This is a genomic window from Candidatus Poribacteria bacterium, from assembly GCA_026706025.1.
Classification (GTDB): Bacteria; Poribacteria; WGA-4E; order WGA-4E; family WGA-3G; genus WGA-3G.
Map to the genome: position 1 here is coordinate 1 of JAPOZO010000040.1, position 21,350 is coordinate 21,350.

At 47.1% G+C, this 21,350-nt stretch carries 23 protein-coding genes and 1 tRNA gene; 12 read left to right on the plus strand and 12 right to left on the minus strand.

Annotated features, from left to right (window positions below; translation table 11 throughout):
- The coding region (locus tag OXH00_08755) for a hypothetical protein (protein ID MCY3741095.1) at nt 1-343 on the plus strand (343 nt) is incomplete at its 5' end.
- A gap of 116 nt (nt 344-459) precedes the next feature.
- Nucleotides 460-1,521: an ABC transporter ATP-binding protein gene (locus tag OXH00_08760; GenBank protein ID MCY3741096.1), complete on the plus strand. Its 1,062-nt coding sequence runs from the start codon at nt 460-462 to the stop codon at nt 1,519-1,521.
- Nucleotides 1,522-1,666: 145 nt separating this feature from the next.
- On the opposite strand, the gene OXH00_08765 is transcribed toward OXH00_08760, so the two are convergent.
- Nucleotides 1,667-3,682: a M28 family metallopeptidase gene (locus OXH00_08765; GenBank protein MCY3741097.1), complete on the minus strand. Its 2,016-nt coding sequence runs from the start codon at nt 3,680-3,682 to the stop codon at nt 1,667-1,669.
- 285 nt (nt 3,683-3,967) lie between these two features.
- Here OXH00_08765 and OXH00_08770 point away from each other — a divergent pair, with 285 nt between their 5' ends.
- Nucleotides 3,968-4,660 carry a response regulator gene (locus OXH00_08770; protein MCY3741098.1) on the plus strand — a complete coding sequence of 231 codons (693 nt, stop codon included), beginning with the start codon at nt 3,968-3,970 and terminating at the stop codon, nt 4,658-4,660.
- A 197-nt stretch (nt 4,661-4,857) separates the two neighbouring features.
- On the opposite strand, the gene OXH00_08775 is transcribed toward OXH00_08770, so the two are convergent.
- From OXH00_08775 to infA, 7 genes are all read right to left on the minus strand, one after another.
- Nucleotides 4,858-5,232 (minus strand): hypothetical protein, encoded by a 375-nt coding sequence (locus OXH00_08775; protein ID MCY3741099.1) that lies wholly within the window; start codon nt 5,230-5,232, stop codon nt 4,858-4,860.
- 788 nt (nt 5,233-6,020) lie between these two features.
- Nucleotides 6,021-7,430 carry an ABC transporter permease subunit gene (locus OXH00_08780; GenBank protein ID MCY3741100.1) on the minus strand — a complete coding sequence of 470 codons (1,410 nt, stop codon included), beginning with the start codon at nt 7,428-7,430 and terminating at the stop codon, nt 6,021-6,023.
- A 176-nt stretch (nt 7,431-7,606) separates the two neighbouring features.
- Nucleotides 7,607-9,112, minus strand: a complete 1,506-nt coding sequence (locus OXH00_08785) for an ABC transporter permease subunit (protein ID MCY3741101.1) — start codon at nt 9,110-9,112, stop codon at nt 7,607-7,609.
- 208 nt (nt 9,113-9,320) lie between these two features.
- Nucleotides 9,321-9,458, minus strand: a complete 138-nt coding sequence (locus OXH00_08790; GenBank protein ID MCY3741102.1) for a hypothetical protein — start codon at nt 9,456-9,458, stop codon at nt 9,321-9,323.
- Between the two features lie 199 nt (nt 9,459-9,657).
- Nucleotides 9,658-10,488, minus strand: a complete 831-nt coding sequence (locus OXH00_08795) for a GNAT family N-acetyltransferase (GenBank protein ID MCY3741103.1) — start codon at nt 10,486-10,488, stop codon at nt 9,658-9,660.
- Nucleotides 10,430-11,419 (minus strand): ribosome small subunit-dependent GTPase A, encoded by a 990-nt coding sequence (rsgA, locus tag OXH00_08800; protein MCY3741104.1) that lies wholly within the window; start codon nt 11,417-11,419, stop codon nt 10,430-10,432. Before rsgA ends, OXH00_08795 begins: the two co-directional genes overlap by 59 nt.
- A gap of 122 nt (nt 11,420-11,541) precedes the next feature.
- Nucleotides 11,542-11,820 carry a translation initiation factor IF-1 gene (gene infA, locus OXH00_08805; GenBank protein MCY3741105.1) on the minus strand — a complete coding sequence of 93 codons (279 nt, stop codon included), beginning with the start codon at nt 11,818-11,820 and terminating at the stop codon, nt 11,542-11,544.
- Between the two features lie 169 nt (nt 11,821-11,989).
- Between infA and OXH00_08810 the strand changes: the two genes are divergently transcribed.
- The gene (locus tag OXH00_08810; protein ID MCY3741106.1) at nt 11,990-12,793 is read left to right on the plus strand and encodes a phytanoyl-CoA dioxygenase family protein; all 804 of its coding nucleotides are present in this window, start codon (nt 11,990-11,992) and stop codon (nt 12,791-12,793) included.
- A gap of 44 nt (nt 12,794-12,837) precedes the next feature.
- A complete protein-coding gene (locus OXH00_08815) occupies nt 12,838-13,764 on the plus strand; it encodes a DMT family transporter (protein ID MCY3741107.1) in 927 nt (308 codons plus the stop codon).
- 39 nt (nt 13,765-13,803) lie between these two features.
- Here OXH00_08815 and OXH00_08820 read toward each other — a convergent pair whose 3' ends face one another.
- The 4 genes from OXH00_08820 to OXH00_08835 form a co-directional block, all read right to left on the minus strand.
- On the minus strand, nt 13,804-14,349 hold the full coding sequence (locus OXH00_08820) for a type II toxin-antitoxin system VapC family toxin (GenBank protein ID MCY3741108.1): 546 nt from the start codon (nt 14,347-14,349) through the stop codon (nt 13,804-13,806).
- Nucleotides 14,321-14,638, minus strand: coding sequence for a hypothetical protein (locus OXH00_08825; GenBank protein MCY3741109.1), 318 nt, complete (start codon nt 14,636-14,638; stop codon nt 14,321-14,323). The genes OXH00_08820 and OXH00_08825 overlap by 29 nt, the downstream gene beginning before the upstream one ends.
- 517 nt (nt 14,639-15,155) lie before the next feature.
- The gene (locus tag OXH00_08830; GenBank protein MCY3741110.1) at nt 15,156-15,779 is read right to left on the minus strand and encodes a hypothetical protein; all 624 of its coding nucleotides are present in this window, start codon (nt 15,777-15,779) and stop codon (nt 15,156-15,158) included.
- Between the two features lie 8 nt (nt 15,780-15,787).
- A complete protein-coding gene (locus tag OXH00_08835) occupies nt 15,788-16,882 on the minus strand; it encodes a hypothetical protein (protein ID MCY3741111.1) in 1,095 nt (364 codons plus the stop codon).
- A gap of 117 nt (nt 16,883-16,999) precedes the next feature.
- On the opposite strand from OXH00_08835, the gene OXH00_08840 reads away from it, so the two are divergent.
- The 7 genes from OXH00_08840 (at nt 17,000) to OXH00_08870 (ending at nt 21,350) form a co-directional block, all read left to right on the plus strand.
- Nucleotides 17,000-17,073, plus strand: a tRNA-Arg gene (locus OXH00_08840).
- Nucleotides 17,074-17,358: 285 nt separating this feature from the next.
- Entirely contained in the window at nt 17,359-17,784 is a 426-nt protein-coding gene (locus OXH00_08845; GenBank protein ID MCY3741112.1) for a hypothetical protein, read from the plus strand.
- Nucleotides 17,785-17,906: 122 nt separating this feature from the next.
- Entirely contained in the window at nt 17,907-18,791 is an 885-nt protein-coding gene (locus OXH00_08850) for an SMP-30/gluconolactonase/LRE family protein (protein ID MCY3741113.1), read from the plus strand.
- A complete protein-coding gene (gene dut, locus OXH00_08855; GenBank protein MCY3741114.1) occupies nt 18,791-19,228 on the plus strand; it encodes a dUTP diphosphatase in 438 nt (145 codons plus the stop codon). The genes OXH00_08850 and dut overlap by 1 nt, the downstream gene beginning before the upstream one ends.
- Before the next feature lie 63 nt (nt 19,229-19,291).
- Nucleotides 19,292-20,089: a thymidylate synthase gene (locus tag OXH00_08860; protein ID MCY3741115.1), complete on the plus strand. Its 798-nt coding sequence runs from the start codon at nt 19,292-19,294 to the stop codon at nt 20,087-20,089.
- A 13-nt stretch (nt 20,090-20,102) separates the two neighbouring features.
- On the plus strand, nt 20,103-20,774 hold the full coding sequence (locus tag OXH00_08865; protein ID MCY3741116.1) for a hypothetical protein: 672 nt from the start codon (nt 20,103-20,105) through the stop codon (nt 20,772-20,774).
- Nucleotides 20,775-20,846: 72 nt separating this feature from the next.
- Entirely contained in the window at nt 20,847-21,350 is a 504-nt protein-coding gene (locus OXH00_08870) for a hypothetical protein (GenBank protein MCY3741117.1), read from the plus strand.

Sequence of the window (21,350 nt, forward strand, 5' to 3'; positions counted from 1 at the left end):
ACCCGATATCAGCGCAGTCGCTTTTATGTCTGGCGGGTTCGCTTTCGTATTCCTTCTTAACTTTCTGCGGACGCGCTTATTATGGTGGACACTTCACCCATCGGGGTATGTACTCTCAGGTGCCTCATGGGGTGGACTTATCTATTTCTGGTTCCCTGTAATGGTGAGTTGGCTCATTAAATTTCTAATCCTCCGCTTTTCAGGCTGGCAGACGTACCGTAAAGCGATACCTTTTTTCCTCGGACTCGTTTTAGGTGATTACATCCCGCGGAGCATCTTGAGTCTCATCAGTTTCGCTTTGAACCTCTATATGCCATCATCTGGCGCGGGACACACACTTTAGGAACCCATAACTGACAATCGAAAACACCTAATTTGACAAAACGGATATTTAATCATATACTTGTAATAATTGAACAGCACCATAGCCATCAACAGCCAAGATAAGACAGAAACCTAATGCCAACGCAACTACTCACGGTAAACACAATTACAAAAGGCTTCACAGCCAACCAAGCCCCTATCGTTAAAAACATTAGTTTCAGCGTCTATCCGGGCGAAATTTTCGCGCTTTTGGGACCCAGTGGTTGTGGAAAGACCACCACCCTGCGTCTCATCGCCGGCTTTGAGAAGGCAGACGCTGGCACAATCGCTATGGAAAAGCGAATCCTCACGAGCAACGAAATCCATCTGCCCCCCGAATCGCGTGGTATCGGGTTCGTTTTTCAAGACTATGCCCTCTTCCCACACAAAAATGTCCTTGAGAACGTCGCCTTCGGCCTCCGAAAAGCCACCAAAAGAGCGAGACGTGAGAGAGCATTAAATGTACTTCGTATGGTCGGTTTGACGCAACTACAGACACGGATGCCACACCACCTCTCCGGTGGTGAGCAGCAGCGCGTCGCACTTGCACGCGCGATTATCGGACGGCCGAAACTCCTCCTTTTAGACGAACCCTTCTCAAGTCTTGACCCAGGATTAAGACAGTCAACCCGTGAAGAAGTCCGTACCCTCCTGAAAGCCGAAGGCATTTCTGCGATACTCGTCACACACGCGCAAGAGGAAGCATTCAGTTTCGCTGAACGGTTGGGCGTGATGAAAGATGGATCGCTTGAACAGATTGACACACCTGAAGCCGTGTATCGTTATCCGAAAACGGCTTACGTCGCTTCTTTTATTGGACAAACGAACTTCATCCACGCACACGTGAAAAACGGAGTTGCCCAAACCCAATTTGGACGCGTAAAGGTGGACGGTGAAGCCGCTGGCGATGTGCTTCTCTCAATCCGCCCGGAGTGCCTAAAGATGATCGCACCTGATGCTTGGCGGAGCGGGGCAAAAAGCGGACGGATCGTGGGGCAGGCGTTTAAAGGACACGATCTCACTTATCGTGTTGAAATAGATGAACAGGATTACTTCGTTCAGACCGATTACAACAGTCCTTTTCAAGTTGGCGATATTGTCATGTTGCAAGCAATATCTGCCGTAGCTGTCACACCCTCAAGCCGCGAGGAACTATAACAGCGCGTCTCATAAATAGTTTGAGCGTATTGTTGGATGAAGATTTCCGATGGAAGAAACCCCCTAAATCCCCCTTATCAGGGGACTTTCAATCTCCTGCGAAACCTTCTTTACTGACGGCTGATGGCTGACGGCTGACGGCTAATCACAACATCTCTCGGATTTCATTAATCCCCTGAATCATCCGGGTGAATGCCGCAACCAACTTATCAATTTCTGCATGTACCGCGGCATCATCTCCCCGCTCGATAGCATCTAAGACCCCAGGGAAAACAACCGCTGCATAACCCGTATTAAAACCCGGGGCATAGATAAGATGTTTAAACCACGGACGCAGGGGTAAACCCGCCTCACTCGTCAAACGCCGCTCTAACTGATACAACCGCAGGTTTATTTCTGCAATCTGAGACAGGTCGTCGGAAGCAAGATAACGCACAAATCCTTGGTTCAACAAACCTGCCACCTGTTGCCATTCTGTGAGGAGATCATCTAAAATTTTAACGTCCTTAGCAATTTTGTTTTCTGAACCGGAATTTTGCAACACTTTCAGGGGGGGCATCAGATCCGTCGCGTAAGTCTCATAGTCAAAGGGCAAAATGTCGGCGTTGGCGAGCTGCAGGGCAAGGATCCCCCAAATTTGCGACATCGCCGCTTGATACTGAAACGTCGGATCACCAAAATGTTCCATCCAGTAAAAGTTATCTTGCATCGCATGATAGACCCCGTAAGCACCACTGAATCCCATACTGACTGCCGGGATCCCTGCATGCCCAACAAATGGCGAATGATCTGAACCACTTCCGAGATTACCGACCTGCGGTACCTCTCTGTCCTGTGCTACTTTCCAACTCTCGTAAACCGATTTCAACGTCCTTGGATCAACGACAGTTCGTGCCACTTCGCGCATCAATTCTCGTAGCGAGGGGATCGCACTCACATAGAACCGTCCACCCGTCGCGGCAATATCCACATTAAGGTAGGCGATAGTCTTCTGCTGCAGGGTCGATTTCAAATCCTCAACCCATTCCGTTGAACCGAGGATGCCAAACTCTTCTGCATCCCATGCCGCGAAAACGATCGTCCGCTTCGGACGTACGCCTTTCTCGGCGAGTTCACCCAAGCATTCCGCAACTTCTAAGAGAGCAGTTGTACCGCTGCCAGGATCCGCTGCACCGTAAACCCAAGCATCGTGATGGTTCCCTAAAATTACCCACTGGTCTGGATATTCCGTTCCCTCCAACGTCGCAATGACGTTGTAAATCGGACGGATGCTGTGTTCGCAACGCACCTTAATGCGACCCTTTGCCGGTCCCGGTCCGATGTGATAAGCAAAAGGCAAACCGCCCTGCCATTCTCGAGGAACATTCGGGCCCGCAAGAGCCTTTAGAAACATCTCAGCATCTCTATAAGCAAGCGGAACTACAGGAATCTTCGGGAGATCTGTCGCTTCATCAATCGAAAGTCTTTCGGCATCTTGAGTCGCTGCCCAGCCGGGTGTTAGCGGATCGCTGGCGTGCTGAAAGATATATTTCACTGTTCCACGCTGTATCGCATCCTCCGAACGCCACGGACCACGCGGGTAGACATCCCCACGCACATATCCATCATCAGCAGGATCTGAATACAGGATTAACCCCACAGCGCCATTATCACCCGCGACTTTCGCTTTCACACCGCGGTAACTTCCACCATATCGGGCAATACAGATTTTCCCTTCCACCGAAACACCGCGTTCCTGGAGAATTTGGTAATCTTCAGGCAAACCTCTGTTGACATAGATCAGTTCCGCTGTTACATCTCCATCAGGTGAATAGGCGTTGTACCCCGGCACTATCTCCGTCTCATAAGAATCTTTATCCCACTCCCAACCCGCTTCTTTGCTAACAGCGAGATGTTGCACAGGCGATACAAGTTCGACATGCACCTCAAGCGGATGCGGAAGATAGACATGATACTCATACACCTGAACCTGTAAACCGTAACTTTCAAATTCCGTGCGAAGGTATTCCGCCACCTTGCGGCTATTCTCTGTCCCAGCAAGGTGTGGCTCTTCAGTTAGGTGCCGTAATCGATGCTTACACCTTTCCGCTGAAACGAGTGCTTTAAAATCAGTCTCATATCGTTTTTGTGTAATAGCATTTTCTGCTGTGAATCCGCGCATACTGAAGCCATCGCGCGAAGAGAAAGTGAATACCGCAAGCAAACAGGCAAAACAAAAATTCAGTCGCCAAGTCAGTCTTGACCAACAAAGCATATCTATTAACGTTTTAATGAATCATCACCGCCTTTTGGTTTTTTATTACATAATAGCATATCTCCTGCTCGTTTTCACCATTTTTTTTTAATCTATCGTTTGGCGGGTAAAACGTCTCTTAAAATTGACATTGTCTGCTTCATTTGTTAAAATATATTGCGCTGTTAAAAATTGACCGCGAGGGGGATTTAAATGGATGCAAAAATTTTAATTGTTGAAGATGAACGTGATATAGCGGATTTATTACGATATAATCTACAAGAAGCGGGTTTTGAAACAGATTACGTCCGGAACGGTGCAGATGCACTGCATCGGGCGGTCGAAAAAACACCGGATCTTATCTTACTCGATTTAATGTTGCCAGAAGTAGATGGTATGATCGTCTGTCGTTTACTAAAGAACGACCCACGGACCAAAAATATTCCTATCGTGATGGTAACAGCGAAAGATGAAGAAAAAGATAGGGTCGCCGGGTTAGAACTCGGGGCAGATGATTACATCACAAAGCCCTTTAGCCCCAGGGAAGTAGTTCTACGAGTATCTGCCGTCCTACGCCGTATCCAAGTCGGCAAACAGACAGAAGATACCAATCAGATCGAAACACACGGGATAACGATTGATCTGGACAAACATCAGGTACTAACCGAGAACGGTCCAATCGACCTGACAGCGACTGAATTTAAACTCATTACGCTATTCGCACGATCCCCCGGACGCGTCTTTACGCGCGATATCCTAATGGACGTGATATGGGGTCAGGATTATTACGGCATCGATCGAACAGTGGATACGCATGTGAGCCGTCTTCGACGCAAACTCGGCGAATTCGGTACGCATATCGAAACGGTGCATGGGGTGGGCTATCGGTTTAAAGAAGCCAGTTAAACACTGAACTCCAAACTATATTTGGAATACTTTTTCGGGTTGGTATGATAACGGTTGAAAACGCCTCGTTTGATGTGCACGCAGCGTTTCCAAATTTGTGGAAGTGATGAAGTGCTTTCAAGCGAGAGGGTGCCTTCAAGGTCTCCTCTCGCATTGAATTGCACTCATAAGATTAATTACAGATTCTACCGTGACACCTATGGAAATTCTATTCCCAGTTTTCGACACACCTTTCGGATTTTGTTAATTGCACCGCCTATCTGCTTTCCATTGCGTGTAACACCAAAAAGATGTTGACTCACAACACGGCGCGAAATGCCGAGGATATTCCCAATCTCTTCCTGCGTTTTACCTTTATAGAAGTAGAGTTGGACGCACTCGGTTTGACGTGTGGTTAACTCCTTCGCGATAATGCGACGAACCTGTTCTAAAACCGCCTGCCGCTTCGCACGACGTGCCTCCGTATATTCGTCATCAGGTGATTGATACCAGAAATAGTCTTCGGTGGTGAACTGGTCAAAAAAATCCGGCGGGACCGGAATCTCCCAAAAATCTGGATTAAATCTTGGCATAGATAGAGCAACTCCCTCAGTATGAGGCGACTGCGCCTATGCCATTTCCATCAATATGTCAATGGACAGAGGCACCATCGCCTTGAACTAAATCTGTTCAAATAAAATGTAGCGTGGCTCGAACTTATTCTTAATAACATGAGTAGGTACCTCCTCCTCCTTCTTATTTATGTCTATGTTTGTAATTTGAAACGGTACAAGAGGGGCAAAACGACCACCTCTCGCAAACGACTCCGAATAGTATACTAAAAAACACAAAAATATGCCATAAAAATCTGGTTTAATGCAAGGGGTATTTAGTTCCCCGATAAACGTAAACGCTAAATCGTCCCATCTCCTTGTAGGAGCGAGCTGTGCTCGCGATCTTCGTAGGAGCGAGCTGTGCTCGCGATCTTCCGATCAAAATCGGGAAGACTAAATGGTCCTGCGTTTAATGCGTGTCGCACATCCTGACCCGAAAATAGCATACTTTGCGAAATATGTCAAAATAGGGGACAGAGGGAGTTCAACCCTCCGTCCCTTTCCAAAGAGTGCGACACTTAGTGTCACACCGCAAGGGCGCAACACTAAGTGTCACACCTCCTCTGGTTTGCTAACATAACAAATTCCTCCTTTTTCTCTCTACCGCGATAAAGCGGTATTAAGATACCATCGCCATTAAAAAATGACAATGATTCGCTTAAACACATTTTCGGATGCACTTTTGCATGTTTTTGGAAAAAAAAACGGAAAAAAGTATGCTTTGGGGTCAAAAAACAACCTAATTTCCAATGTGAGTTCGAGTTGTATTATACCTCAACGCGCACAAACGCGAGATATACTCCCGATAGCAGAACTATAACAAACAGTGTTAACAACAATAAATCAACTGCTGCAGTATTAAAATCTTTACTAAAGTTGAGTGTGTCTTCAAATATGGGAACCGCTTCTGGACTGACAGGCTTCTGCGACATCCCCTCGCGAACCCCAATGACATTGAGGCTTTCCGGATCCGCTTTATCAGTGTCAACAACGAACTCTCGGTATTCACGGGCGTAAACTTTCACATTTTCTAAGAATTGCAGGTGCCGCTCGAAACCCGTTCCAGCAAAGGATTCAAACATATGCTGAACAATTGTGACAGGAGACATTCGGGTGATGGCGCGTGCGCGGATCACTTGTGAAATCTGTTGTTTTAAGCGTGCCTTCTGCAAGTGTTCCTGCTGTTCAGCGTCTTTAGAGACGTACGCACCATCCACCTCTATTTTTTTTCTTGAATCTCCACGCGCTTTCCGCCAACGAGACCTGTATTGATCCCGAAGTTCATTATGCAGTTGCCAAGAACGTTCATAAAATCCGTGAGTCGCCCTGGGCGATGCGGCATCCCCCGCAATCGCAGCGAGCGTACCCGGCATAAAAACGACAAGAGAGACCCAAACCAATAGGAGGATCACCAGACTCACCGCGCTCCGTTGCACACGTGCCGAAACGAGCAGCCCTAACGCCAGAAAAAGACACGTGTAAAGCAGCGCAATAAAAAAGATGATGCCCAACCGTCCCCATGCTTCAGCATTGAGGTGGATATCGCTTGATGTCGAAATCACCAAAAGGTTCATCAATATCGCAAGTGTAAATGGGATGTTAAGACTGATCAATGCGCCCAAAAACTTGCCAATCAGGACGGTGTGACGCGGAATTGCATTTGCCAATATCAACCGCAGGGTGCCACGTTCACGTTCACCAGAGATTGAATCAAAGGTAAACAACAGTGCTATCAGACTCAAAACGTAACCGACGATAAAACTCCAATCCACCAAGGTAACGTCTGGACGTAAATTCCCCAGACTGGTATCAACTGACGGATATGCAAGTATCCAAGAACTTTCTAATCTGTCAGTGCTCCAACGCAAGGTACCCCCTATTGCTTGCCCCGGCAAGTCAGTTTCACTACCTTCTGCACAGAAACGGAGTGCCGACGGCTTTTTGTAAAGATCTCCAGGTCCCTTTTGTGCGAGTCTATACAAACTCTCATCCGCAGAAGCCGCTAAATGATTCTGGTATTCGGTAACCCCATCGCTATATGCCTGTACCCGCTTCGGGTGTTCATAGAGATGCACAACAGCGTTGGTCAGCATCAAGCCGATGAGCAACACGATCGCGAGTGCAAACCGAAGACTGTTGAGATTATCATAGAGTTCACGTTTTGCGATATGCCACATTTTATTATAATTATCGGTTTTCAGTTCTCAGTTTTCAGTTAAGAGGTTATCGTTTAGATTTCAGTTTTCAGTGGAATGGTTTACCGTTACCAGTCATCGGTATCCGTTAGAAGAGAGTTTTGACTTAAGCAAATGTCTTTCAACTGACAACTGACAACTGATAACTGACGACTACTCTACACTTCACTCTTGACGAAAATCAGAAATATTATGATGAACAGGACTCCATTGATCATGAGCAGTAAAGATACATCCGGCAGTGCTCGTTTGGCATTTATATGGGTATCGACTCTTTGAAAAGAGAATTGTGGAAAGCTTCCCCAATCCGGCGCACCCTTGTCCGCAGAAAACCACTCACGAGATCCAAATACATCTTTATCGTAGAGGTAGTTAATCACTTGACGTCTGTATTGTCTCACGGCATCGAAAAAATCTCTGGCACCCAGCATATCCGTGCCTGCCCATGCTTGAGTTGCAGCATCATATAATCCAATAGGCGAGAGTTTCAACCAGGCCCTCTCCACTTTCGCGGGTTTAACAAAAATATCCTCCAATGCAGGCTTTCGGATAAGCCACGTTTGGTCTGCTGTATCCGTAACCAGCCGACCGAGGAAACGGAAATGATGCTGCGCGTGAGGGATCTTGGGTTCATCTTCCCCACCAAGTGTTTCAAAATTCATGACACTTTCATAGGTGTAAAATAGCGTCCGAGGGTCGTCCCAAAGGTAAGCATGGCGGGATCCGCCTCCCCTGAGTTCAAGCCCCCAATCTTCACCTGGGAAAGCGTCAGTGGCAAGGAAGTGTTTCCGTTCTCTGTCAAATTCTTCCCAAATCTGTTCAATTTGGTTGAAGGTGGACGCCGTGCGCGCTTGTGGTGCCTCAAAACGGCGGATCACAGCAAGCGTCACGTTTGGATAGACCAGCACTAAAAACCCCCAGATGAACATAGAGAGCATCAATGCGCTACTTGTTCGACGCATCGCCGCCGAAATCAGCATGCCAATGAGGTAAAACACTGACAGATACGCAACAGATGCGAAAATAATGCCGCCGATGCGCAGGAAATCATGCATATTTAGGGAAATAGCAGCGGAATTCGTTAGTAAAATCACAGCAAGGAGAAGGCTCATCAGCAATGGCACCAGCAGGCAGAGCATCGCACTGATGTATTTCGCAAGCAGGATATGTCCGCGACGAACGGGGTTAGTCAAGACTAAACGTAATGTCCCTCGCTCGTGCTCTCCAGCGAGGGCATCGTAGGCGAAAACCAGTGCCAACAAACTCAACACAACCTCAAAAATAAAGACAATATCCATGGATGTAAAAATGTTCATAAACGGATTATCTGAACCGTGCCTGTCAGCATCCCACAGCGACGGGACATATCCGTGTGTTACCTTAACTTCGTTTCCGGGTCGCTTGTCGAATCCGACATTGAAAATGCTCAAGGGGTTCGGTGGACGGTCAACATACACTTCACCTGCTGAATAGGTATTTGTCTCTTGGAGTTGGCGTTGATGCATTTTAACGGCATCGTTGTAGCCTGCCAAGCGTCGTTCATAGTCCTTAATAAGCACAACGGTATTTGTAACCACAAGCAACAGTGTAATGAAAACGGCTGCAGCGAAGCGAAACGTCATCAGGTTGTCAAGTAGTTCTCTACGGATGAGTGTTGTCAACATCAAGTTTACCCTACTACCAATTCTTCTCTTTTTTAGAAAATGCAAAACGCTTTACTGGCGTAGTCTCAAACCTTGTGAATAAGTCTTACAGTGCCTATGTAACGTTTCATCAGTGAATTTCCAATTTTGCGTCCGCCCTAATAGTGCGGAACAACAGAAACACGTGCCAGAAAAGCATTGGCTTTTTGAGCATCGGTACTCGTAGCGATTAAGGGGACAGATTAAACATCTCAGCGAGTTCTGGTGAATCGTTGTGCATATTAAATGTAGCATCCGCAATCGGTTCCCAATGCGCATGCACCCGCACACTCGATGAACTATTTAACACGTTACAAAAATTTATCACTGTTTTCTCCATTGCCATGGATATTTCGTTTTATTATTAATGCAAGTTATGCAGCCTTACTATTTTACACATTTTTGGATGCACTTTTGGCAGCTAACAGAATTACATCATAGTCATCTAAAAAAAAATCGGGACAGAGAAATATCATCCTCTGTCCCGTTCACCAAATACGCTTTGCCCATCTATAAAAACATGAAAATCATTCCTCAGGATCAAAAAACACTTTGAGTGGAGCACTCAACTGTGGCGCAACATCCTCTTCATCTATGACTTTATCGCCTGCCCACTCGCTGTGCTCAATCCCCATGGTGTAAGTCTGCTGCGTCATGTCGGTGTAACTAAGGTACTGGAAGCCAGCATTCTCAAAACAGGTGAGCGCGGGACCGTTGTCGGGTGACACCTGTAGCGTAACATGCTCAGCGCCGAGCATCTCAAACGCGTATCGGACGGTTTCAATGAGTGTGTCAGTGCCGTACCCGCGAGCGCGATAATCGGGTCGAATGATGACGAATTTGACTGTAACCGTGTCAGCATTACACTCAAGGAGCATAAATCCGATGAGGAGGCGTGTGGTGCAGACTTCAATAGCCAGCGTATATATATCTTTATCTGCCGTCCAACGGTGCCAATCCTCCAGAAATGTCTCAAACGAAACCCGCGCTGTATAAAGAAGATTCCTGATGCCGGGGCGGTTGATCCATCCCCAAATTTGACGAAGCTCATTCTCTGTGGTATTCCGGAGGGAAATACCGCCACTGTAAAGGCGTTCCAGCTGCCGCAATTCGTTACGCAACCCCTCTAATTGGGCAGAGTGCACGCCTATTTGAGCACCCGCAGTCCGAATCTTACGCTGATTCGGTTGATCCATGAATTTCGCCTGTTTTACTCTGTTCTGGAAATATCCAAGTTTCCGTTCGCTCCTTTCAATAATGCGTAACAAGTTGTTAATCGCATCCGCCCACTTCTCAAGGTCAGCGTTTGCGTCGTCTCGGGTTTCGCTCCGCTCTTCTCTTATCTGTGTTTCGTTCATATCTCCCCTCCTTGAATCCAGAGACCCGGAGATAACTCTCATACCGGAGTGGACTAATATTGCCAGTTTCAACCGCCTGTTTAACAGCACATGCGGGTTCATGCTGGTGCGTACATGCCGCAAATTTGCACTCCGGGATATAAGGACGCATCTCAGGAAAATGGATATCTAATCCCTGTTCGTCATCAATCTCAAGCAAACCAAGCGTCCGGATACCGGGGGTATCCGCCACAAATCCGCCAAAAGCAAGCGGCATTAACATGACTTCTGTCGTTGTATGCCGTCCTTTGTGGATACGTTGGTCCACCTCACCCGTGCGCAATTGGAGTCCCGGTTGTAACGCATTCAGGAGAGAAGACTTCCCAACCCCTGACGATCCTACAATCGCTGAAATCTTATCCCGCATCGCTTCGCGCAATTCATCAACACCGAGACCCGTCATGATACTTGTATAAACCACTTTATAACCTAATTCTTCATATAATTTCAATTCGCCCTGTACATTCTCCAATTTTGCCAAATCCATTTTGTTGATACAGATCACCGGTTCCACATCAGATGCCTCAGCTGTAACGAGGAACCGATCCAGCATCCGCAACTTGAGTGTCGGATGCCGAGCAGCAAAGATGATAAGCAGTATCTCTAAATTAGCGACGATCACCTGGCGCCAACCGTCCATACGTGTACGTCCAAATTGGGTTTCGCGAGGGAGACATTCCTCAATGTACCCATTTTCCTCTGTACTCGCAGGAACTGAAATGCGAACTCGATCGCCAACTGCGACCAAATCGACGTACGGCATCTCTTTCGTCTCGGCGAGCCGCTTCTTCTCATCTTCAATGAGGTGGTGACGCACGGCACAAGTATAACACTGTTTGTCTACTTGTACCTCGTACGCACCACCCCTCGCTTTTATGACTATTCCTTCCATAGTTAGGTTCACCTGCAGAAACGTGTAACTACACGCATTGAAAATTAATCTGCATAACAGAAGGCGCGCGATTAGACGCAGCTAACGCTCGCCATGAAACCGCGCACCTCTCAAGGCATTTTCTAATTGCCGGGATTCCGCCAGACAATGCGTCCACGCGTCAGGTCATACGGAGAAAGTTCAACGGTAACCTGATCACCGGGAAGCACCCAGATTTTGTGCTGCATCAACTTACCGGCGAGGTACGCCACAACTTTGTGGTCGTTCTCCTCTAACTTCACATGGAACAGATTACCCGGTAAGGATTCCAGTACAACCCCCAGTACACGGATACCAGTATCTTTAGTATTAACATTTTTTACAGATTCATGAACTTCGGGCGTTACGTTTTCGTTTCTCATTTTTATTTTCTCCTTTTTGTGATAACTATTATTCTTCTTTACACTATATTGGATGCACTTTGTTAACGAATTGTTCAGAAAAAAAGTTGACATCAACGCTCGAAAGTTGTAAAATACACAAGTGGGAGATTCCATGTTCAGTTTATTTTTCTAAAAGGAGAAGCAGATAATGAGCCAAGCCTTACCTCTCGTAGCCTACCCTGATCTCGAAAACCAAGTCAAGGCGATGGAAGAAGACGGGTATGCCTATCTTCCAAAGGTTATTGACGAGGCACAACTCGCGGAACTTCGCGATGCAATGGATCGACTCACCGCGATCCCTGAAAGTTTTGATCGGCACAACCTGCCTGAGAACGGCAGCGGTTTCCTTAACAAACACATCAATAACGCCTTCAATCGCGACCCAGTGTTTCTGCATTACCTCGACAAATCTCCGGTCATTGAATTAGCAGAAGCCGTTCACGGTGACGATTGTCACGTCATCGGCATGACCGCTTGGGTAACAGGTCCAGGGCGCCCCGATCAAGGACTGCATATAGATTGGCTGCCTATCCCGCTGCCAGCAGACCTCTTGGAAGACCCGCGCGTCAAGGTGCCAATTTTCATCACAACCGCTCACTACTATCTCGATGACCTCTACGAAGATCTCGGTCCAACAAAGTTCGTTCCAGGTAGCCATCTTTCCGGACGACGACCCGATGGTGAAGCCGAATGGAAAGGTGCAAAGGAACAGAGTATCCTTTGTAATGGTGGTGATGTCGTGATTTTCCGGAGTGAGGTCTGGCACCGAGGCACTGCGAATCGGAGCGATCAGACCCGATACCTATTACAAGTGCATTACGCGAATCGGATGATCACGCAGAAATTCCCGCCCTACCTGAATCGGTTTCAGTTCAATGATGCGATCTTGGAGCAAGCAACAGACCGTCAACAGCGTTTAATGGGTAACCATCGCCCCGGTGCCTACGATTGATTTAAATTTTCTCAGAGCACAATAATTGCCACCGAGGACAACAGTTGCCTTCAAACAGAAAAGAGACTATCGGGACACCCCCCAAATCCAACGTTATCAGCGAGGAGCCGCACGGGAAAATTATTGCTCTCAGTCTGCTCCTCGCGTTTCTTTGGGGTGGGAATTCGCCCGCAATAAAAGTCGGTTTGCAAGATTTCCCACCGATGGCGTTGGCGTTCTTCCGCTTTGTGATAGGTCTTGTTGTTGTCGGCGGTTGGTCGCTCTTTCGCCGTGTCTCACTCGGTTTGCGCCGTGGCGAATTTCTACGATTGTTGCTACTCACAACGATTTTCATACTTCAAATTATCTGCTTGAATACCGGAACCGAACTCACAACAGCATCTCGCTCTACTATTTTTATTAACGTCTACCCATTTTTCACAGCACTCTTCGCGCATTTCTGGATTCCCGGCGAACGCCTCTCTATTACAAAGACATTAGGGATCATCGTCGCCTTCAGCGGTGTTTTCGTAACCGTCGCCCCGCACCTCGGTGAAGGTGAAACGAGCATCCTCGGCGACATCCTTGTCCTCATCAGCGGATGTTTCTTAGGGTTACGCGTCGTTGTAACAAAACTACTCGTTCAAGCCATTCACCCGTACCGGCTCTTGGTCTGGTATCTAAGTTTGAGTCTACCGTGTTATGCCGCAATGAGTTTCCTACTCGAACGCGGTGAACCGATGCAGCTGACACTTTCAAGTGCTGTTGCGCTTCTTTATCAAGGTGGTGTTATTGCTGGCTACTGTTTCTTGGCGTGGACTGCAATACTTGAGAGATATAGTGCGAGTAAATTGGTGGTACTTTTCTTTGCTACACCGCTTTCGGGTGTTTTGTTCAGCTATCTGGTCTTAGGTGACGAACTCACACTGAGTCTGCTCGTCGGCGCCCTTCTCGTGGCAGGTGGGATCTATCTCGTAAACATGCGGCGTTGATATGCTTAGATCCCCCATCGGGAAAAGAAAATCTGGTTTTTATGGTGGATCAATCAGGACATCTAAGGCGGTTTGACCATCGGTTTCAGGATTGAACGTGAGCAACCCTTCGTTTTGTGCGGCTCGTAGGAGGCGTTTATCGGAACTGACCAGAACCAGATTATCTCCTTCTATCCGTAGTTCATTAGTTCTATCAAGCGCACATTGTAGGAGGATAGCGTCGGTACTGTTGATCGAATGGTTTTCAATAAGATCCCACGAATCGGTTATTTGATCCTCGGTTTGGAATACTTGCTCCACCTCATCGCGATCAACAAATTCAGTTTCAAAGTGCTCTCGGAGCTGATTGAAATGCGTTGTGGTAATTTTACCTTCATTTCTCCGGCGCACGAAGACGAAAATGACCTCGCCTCCACCGTCAAACAAACAGATCATACGTTCTAAAGGAACACGTGTGAAGAGGTAGTTAACCAATTGTGTCCCTTTTTCTTCTACGTACCGTTTGGTTCTTCTACGTACCGTTTGGCGTATGCACTTGCGTCTAACCAGAAGAAATTCACTCTCTTCGTTTCTCCCGTTCTTCAATGATAGCACTACTCAAAAGATTGTCCTCTGGGTCTATGCCCTCCTCTATCGAAAGCTGCTGAAGTTCCTCTGCTGTGAGGGTTTTAGCTTCGGGATCACGTTTTTTGCGTAAAGAACGCCGTCTTTCATTTTGTGCCCAGACTCTTGCAGACCGTGCAGCTAAACGTTCCTCAGGTGTAAGAGACTTCATGAAGGGGGCTTGAAGTTTTTCTAACTCCTTCTTTACCTCTGCTAAATCCCATTCAAGTTGCTCTATTTTTATGAGCAGTTTTGTGATTGGCGGTATCATAAGTTTTCTCCATAACTGTCAATTTTAAAAAAAATAATCGTCTCGGTAACAGGACCGGTAGGTTCGGTTTTGCGGCGTACACGCCCATATGCGACCTGCATCCTAACCGAACCGGGTTTTGCCCGGAAACCCTAAAAACTTCACAAACCTCTTTAGTCCCATAGGGACGCTATGTTTATAGCAGCGGTTCAAACAAGCCGATGAGCCCTGTAAGGGCGGCATGTGTATAAGCACTTGAACACCATGAAAATCGCTAATTTGATGTCATCCTTGTGTGGTTTACAGATTCCGAGAAACCGTGTTGTTCCATCAAGCCTGAGGTGCTTTATGGGTGTTCGGAGCCCCAGTTTATAAATCTCCCTTTCGCTCATTTTCAATAGATCCATTCTCAGTGCACTCCTGTAGCCATGTATGTGGATTTTCGACGCGGGCGCGAAGTTGCGAATGGAAAAGGATGTTGGGTTGCCGTGAGGCAAGGCACAAAAACCTTGCCTCACAGATAGATAGAGGATGAAATTTATTTACTGCCAGACTGCGCTTCCATCGCTGGATAGATTTCTATATCAGAACGCGTGATGAGTACACCGGTATAGAACGTTAGCCAATCCCCGCAAAGTTCGATAGACATAAACTCATCATCTCCGCTCGCGTATTCGTGGAGTTCAACATCGAACCTCTCTTGTCCCTGAGCATCTGTAACGGTAAGGGTTGCAGGCACAATATCCTGTCGGCTGTATTCAAGGGCGATGTCTTCGTCTTCATTATCCGGGTCTGGAAAATAGAGCGTCATGAATTCAGGCAGCGGATCAGCGAGTTCACATTCATCATCAACAATCCATCGGGAAATCTCATACTCGTCCGTGGTTCCTGCAACATGGTCAACGCCGAGTACAACTTCTTCCTCCGCGTCGCGAACATGATACATATAGCGACGCAGACTGGCACCCTCATACTTCTTTCGTGTGACAAGCTTGAAGGCGTGTGAAGTATCTCCAGTCTCCTCATAAGTGATGATGTCGGAGAGTTCAATCATGCTGTCAATCGGAATGTCAACCAACTCATGCCGTTCCGGCTTTTTAGGTTCGGTATCTTTCTTTTTCCCGAATAGGGATCTTCCATTTTTTCTACCAAATAGTGCCATATCACCACCTAAAAATAACCTTTGTTATACATCACCAATACGACTACACCGACAATAAGGAGGCTTCCAAAAATAAGGACGAACCAAGTTGCACCAGATGTCTTTTTCTCTACATAAACAGTCCGCGTGGTCGGTGGTGCCCGCGTTTGGGTTGTTGATGCGCTGGGTGTCGTTACTGTTGGTGTCTCTCCAGCAGCCGCGAGGAGTTCCTGTTTGATTGCCGCCTCATCTGGGAGCTCGTCAACAGTGTAAACCTCTGCACCATCCCCGTAAAATTTATCTGGATTTTCTTCAACATAACTTGCCACATAGTTTTCATCCGCATTCGTCCCCGGATCTACGTAATTCGCGTTCGGTTCAACACCTTGGCTCTCGTAGTAATCCTTATAGTACTCGTACTCCGCCTGTTTTTCGGCACTCCAATGCGACCGATCATAATCTCGATGGTGATAATGCCACAGGTAACTATGACGAATCGCGTGGTTGTAGTAGTCATGGAAATGGATATCGAACATCAGATTGTTAAACGCCATAGATGCGCTCATGCTGTACATCGAATACCCCATCATAGGATAATATCCACCATAGTTGTTGATGTTAATAGTGGAGCGTTGATCCCGGCGTGCGCGGGCAGTCTGACGATTCGCTGTTCTGACTTGGCGTTTCAAAGTGCGGTTTTGTGATTTGAGTTGTCGAACCTGTTTTCGGTTCTGAGCAGTCGTTGCGCGTTGTTGGCTGCGTGTAGCAGTTGTGCTTCGGTTTGTTGCGGTCGTCGCTTTCGCACGGCTCGTTGCCGTCTGCCGCTGACGTGCTGTTGTGCTCGCACGCGTGCTCGTTGATCTTGAGGCACTACTGCTGCTATAGGTACTTCTTGCACTGCGCGTCGTCCGTGTTGATGAACGCGTACTGCTGCGTGTGCTACTCGTGGATCGCTTCGGTGCACTGTAACTCCGCCGGGTTGAGCTGCGACTAAAACTCCGGCTACGACTGAAACTCCGTCCGCCCCCAAAGCCGCGGCGGCTCTCTACTATATCCGGGGCAAAACTGAATAGAAAGACAACCAAGACCGTGAGAATTGAAAATTGTTTGAATTTGCGTTTCACCCTACTACGCCTCCTTAGATCTTTTCTTGCTGAAAAACTTGACAAAAGATATTGAATCTGTTAAAATAATTAGAAATGTCTATAAGTGAGTATCGGTTTCGTTCTTGAAACCTCTATGTGCCTGTAGCTCAGCTGGATAGAGCGTCAGCCTCCGGAGCTGAAGGTCGGGCGTTCGAATCGCCCCAGGCACTTCCTTTACTTTAAATGGATGGTGTGCAAAGCACACGATCACCACGTGAAACCCCATATCTACACTTTAAGAGTATGTTAACATTAAAAAGGATAGTTGTCAAAGATATTTTCAGCGAATATTTAGGTTTCCAACGAGCGTTGACCCTCTTCCGCGAAAACTTACCTGAATAACAGACAAATTGTCCAAACTTTAGTGAATCATTACAGATGCCTGTATATGATTGAATCGGTTGTTTCGCTTAGGTAGCAACTTAGGTTCTTGTTATATATTGAAAGGGAAATAGATGAAAATAGATTCCGCATTCCATTTTTTTGTTCTTTTGATGGCACTCCTAACCTTCGGAATGCCTTTTGTGACGTTAGCTCAACAACTTTCGGTTCAGGCTGAAGCCTTGAACGCTGCCCAAAGAGATGCGGTAGCTCGCACGAATCAGAATATATGGCGTGCTTTCGGCTGTTTTGGCGGTCTTTTCGGAGTCGCTGGAGGCTATCTGTATGAACCCGCTCCACCTGCCAGTGCGCTCCTTGGAAAATCACCTGAATATGTCGCCTTTTACACCGATGCCTACACGTTAAAAGCCAAAAATATTCAGACACGTGGAGCTATCGAGGGGTGTATTGCCGGCACCTGTGTAACTGCTGCATTGTATGGCATTCTCATTATCTCCGTAGCAGAAGAGTCTACATCTTCCAGTTATTACTTTTATTAACGTGAGTTCCTAAGGTTTCCGAGAGGCGGCAATCCGCCCTTGATCTCATTAGGCACTTGCAGTTCCAGCGATTGTCCAAACTTTAGTTAATGTTACAGTGGTATAACATTTGAAAGGGAAATATGGCACTTGACGTACGCAACACACAATTATTAGATTTGGTTGATGCCGGGGCAGACATTGAACAAATAGCAACAGGCTGCCAATTCACCGAGGGACCGCTCTGGCACGCAACTGGACAGTTCCTACTTTTCAGCGACATCCCTGCTAACAAGATGCGGAAATGGGATGACGATGCCGGGATGACGATTTTCCGAGATCCCTCTGGAAAATCAAACGGATTGACCTACGACAAAGGTGGACATCTCATCGCCTGTGAACACGCAAACCGACGAGTATCACTCACAACCGCTGATGGCGATGTTATCACTATTGCCTCGCACTATCAGGGCAAACGCTTGAACAGTCCCAACGATATTGTCGTCAAATCCGATGGAAGTCTCTATTTCACAGACCCACCTTACGGGTTAAGTGCAGCATACGGGGTGGAATCCGAAAAAGAACTCGACTTTCAAGGGGTCTACCGCTTGTCTTCCGACTATGAAACGTTGACACTTCTCGTTGACGACTTTGACAGACCTAACGGCATCTGCTTTTCACCAGACGAATCCATCCTCTATATTAACGATACCGAACGGATGCATGTCCGCGCCTTTGACATACAACCCGACGGCACCCTCACAAACGATCGCGTATTCGGTGAAGAAGAGGGGGATAACGGTAAACCTGACGGCATGAAAGCTGATGTCCAAGGAAATGTCTACCTAACCGGTCCAGACGGGATCTGGGTCTTCGCGCCAGACGGAACGCACCTCGGCATTATTCTTGTCCCTGAGCGCGCGGCGAACTTGGCATGGGGCGGTGATGACTGGAAAACCCTATTTATCACAGCAAGCACCTCAGTTTATCGTATCGAATGCAAAATAGCAGGAGTCCCTGTACCCTAATGTCGATGAAAATTAATATCAAACGCATAGATAAGACACTCCCGTTGCCGAAATATGAAACGTCAGGGTCTGTAGGCTTCGATTTTATCTGCCGAGAATCCGCAGAAATCGCGCCACAATCCATCGTACTCATCCCTGCTAATGTGGTCGTCGAAACCCCGCCCGGTTATATGCTAATGGTTTGTCTACGCAGCAGCACACCGCGCAAATTCGGGCTGCTGATGCCACAAGGGGTCGGCATCGTTGATAACGACTACTGTGGCGAAGAGGATGAACTGAAAATCCAAGTCTATAATTTTACCGACGAGGTTGTGAAGGTCGAAAGAGGCAGTCGGATTGCGCAAGGGATTTTTGTCCGTGTAGATACGGCAGAATGGAATGAGGTTGAACAGATGGCAGCCGCTTCAAGAGGCGGGTTTGGCAGCACAGATCGATAGTCTTGTGCTTATAGAGTGTGTTCATAGGAGGGTGCCAGCCATAAATGCTGGAAATCAGTAGCGATGAAACAATACCTTGAAGGACTGCAACAAGTATTAAACACGGGCGTTGACCGAGAGGGCAGAAATGGGAAAACCCGAGCCATCTTCGGCATGCAAATGCGATATAATCTCGAAGACGGATTTCCTGCCGTAACCACGAAAAAACTCGCATTCCGGTCCGTAAAAGCGGAACTCTTAGGGTTCTTGCGCGGCTATGATCACGCTGAGCAGTTTGAGAAACTCGGGACACAGATATGGAACGCAAACGCTGATGCTTGGGGGCGTGATGGGTACCTTGGACGGATATACGGCGTTCAGTGGCGAAAATGGCAAACTGAAGATGGAACGATTGATCAGTTAGCCAAGGTAATTGAACAAATCCGGACAAATCCGCATAGTCGTAAACATATTGTCACGGCGTGGAACCCGGCGGAATTAGAGGAGATGGCATTGACACCCTGCCACATGTGCTTTCAATTCTTTATCGCAGACGGCAAGCTGTCGCTGCAGATGTATCAGCCGAGTTGTGATATGTTCTTAGGTGTGCCCTTTAATATTGCCTCCTACGCGCTGCTTCTGCACATGGTGGCGCAAGTAACAGATTTAACACCGTATGAATTCGTCCACACTTTAGGGGATGCCCACATCTACCACGCACACTTTGAAGCCGTCGAAATGCAACTCAAACGGGAATCTTACCCACTGCCGAAACTCGTTTTGAATCCGAAAATCAAGTCAATTGATGCTTTCAAGATGCAGCACATTCAGTTAGAGAGCTATCAACACCACGACGCAATTCGCGCACCTATGATTGTCTAAGAGGAGAATCAAGATGCTCAAAATAAAAGGGCTGATGCTGCTCACTATAAGCTTCCTAATATGGCTATCAGGTTGTGGAGATTCCTACGAGCATGCTATTTTCCGCTCCGGGGACATGATTACGATTTATTGGGTTTTGGAGGAAGATAATGCAGAGATTGCCAACTTTGAACTCAAGGACAATATCTTGGAATTCGACATTAATGCTGGAGACTTGCACGAGCAACAGAGGCTTCCTATCAATCTTGCCAAAAGCCATGAAACCCTCGAAATTAAGGGGATGAGCCGACTCAATGAGTTAGCAGTTTTCCATATTGTGGTTAACCCTCTGCGGCAATCATACCACGAATTTCCGGGAATCGAAAAATCTTATATGACATTTCGCGGGCGCGAACACCGTGAGAACACCAAGCCGGGGGACTTTACAAATGCTGAAACCTTCCGAGCTGGCGACAGGATCACAGTGTTTTGGCACAGACCCGAGAAATCTGAAAAAAATTGGCACAACTGGACAAGGGGATCCGGATATAGTAGCACAATGGATAAAGGTGGACTTCCAGATAATTGGGTGGATAGACTTTCTATTAAAGAAATAAAACCGTATGAAAAGGTAACATTAATAGGGGTCGGTATGACTCCTGAGATTTACATTGCATATTTCCACGTTTCCGCTACCGACGAATAGCTGACAATTTGAGTCGCCTAACACCAAAAACTTCACACATCCGAACTCGCTATACCCTATTTTAAGAAAATAATGGAACAAAAAAAGCAAAACCGGAATAACTTCGGTGATCCCGGACAGAATGGCAACCCTCTGGATATCGGTGAATTAACATTATCAGAAGAAGCAGCCTTCCTCATTCAGCTGATTTTTGAGGAGTTTGAGGAACTGCTAAATGACTATCCACACCACGCCGCTTACTGTTTCGCATCAATCATCCATCTGTCGGACACTGCGGAGGACCTCTCGCGTTTCGCACGGCGGTTAGGCATGTGGTTGTGGATTGAAGTACTCTCTTTTCAAACCGAGGAGCCTTTAAGCCTCCGTAAACTCGCTGATCACTTTGAAACTGATGTCAAAACTGTTCAAAAAGGGATTGATGAACTCGTAAAGACAGGCCAATTTGAAATGGAGTGGAAACATCGAAACAAGATTAAACTGGTCCCTCGTATGCTAAAAGAGACGGTCCTCCGTTTTGCTGAACAGGTCGTGACCGGGATAGAAATGGGAGAACGAGAGGAAGGAGCAGCACCCTAA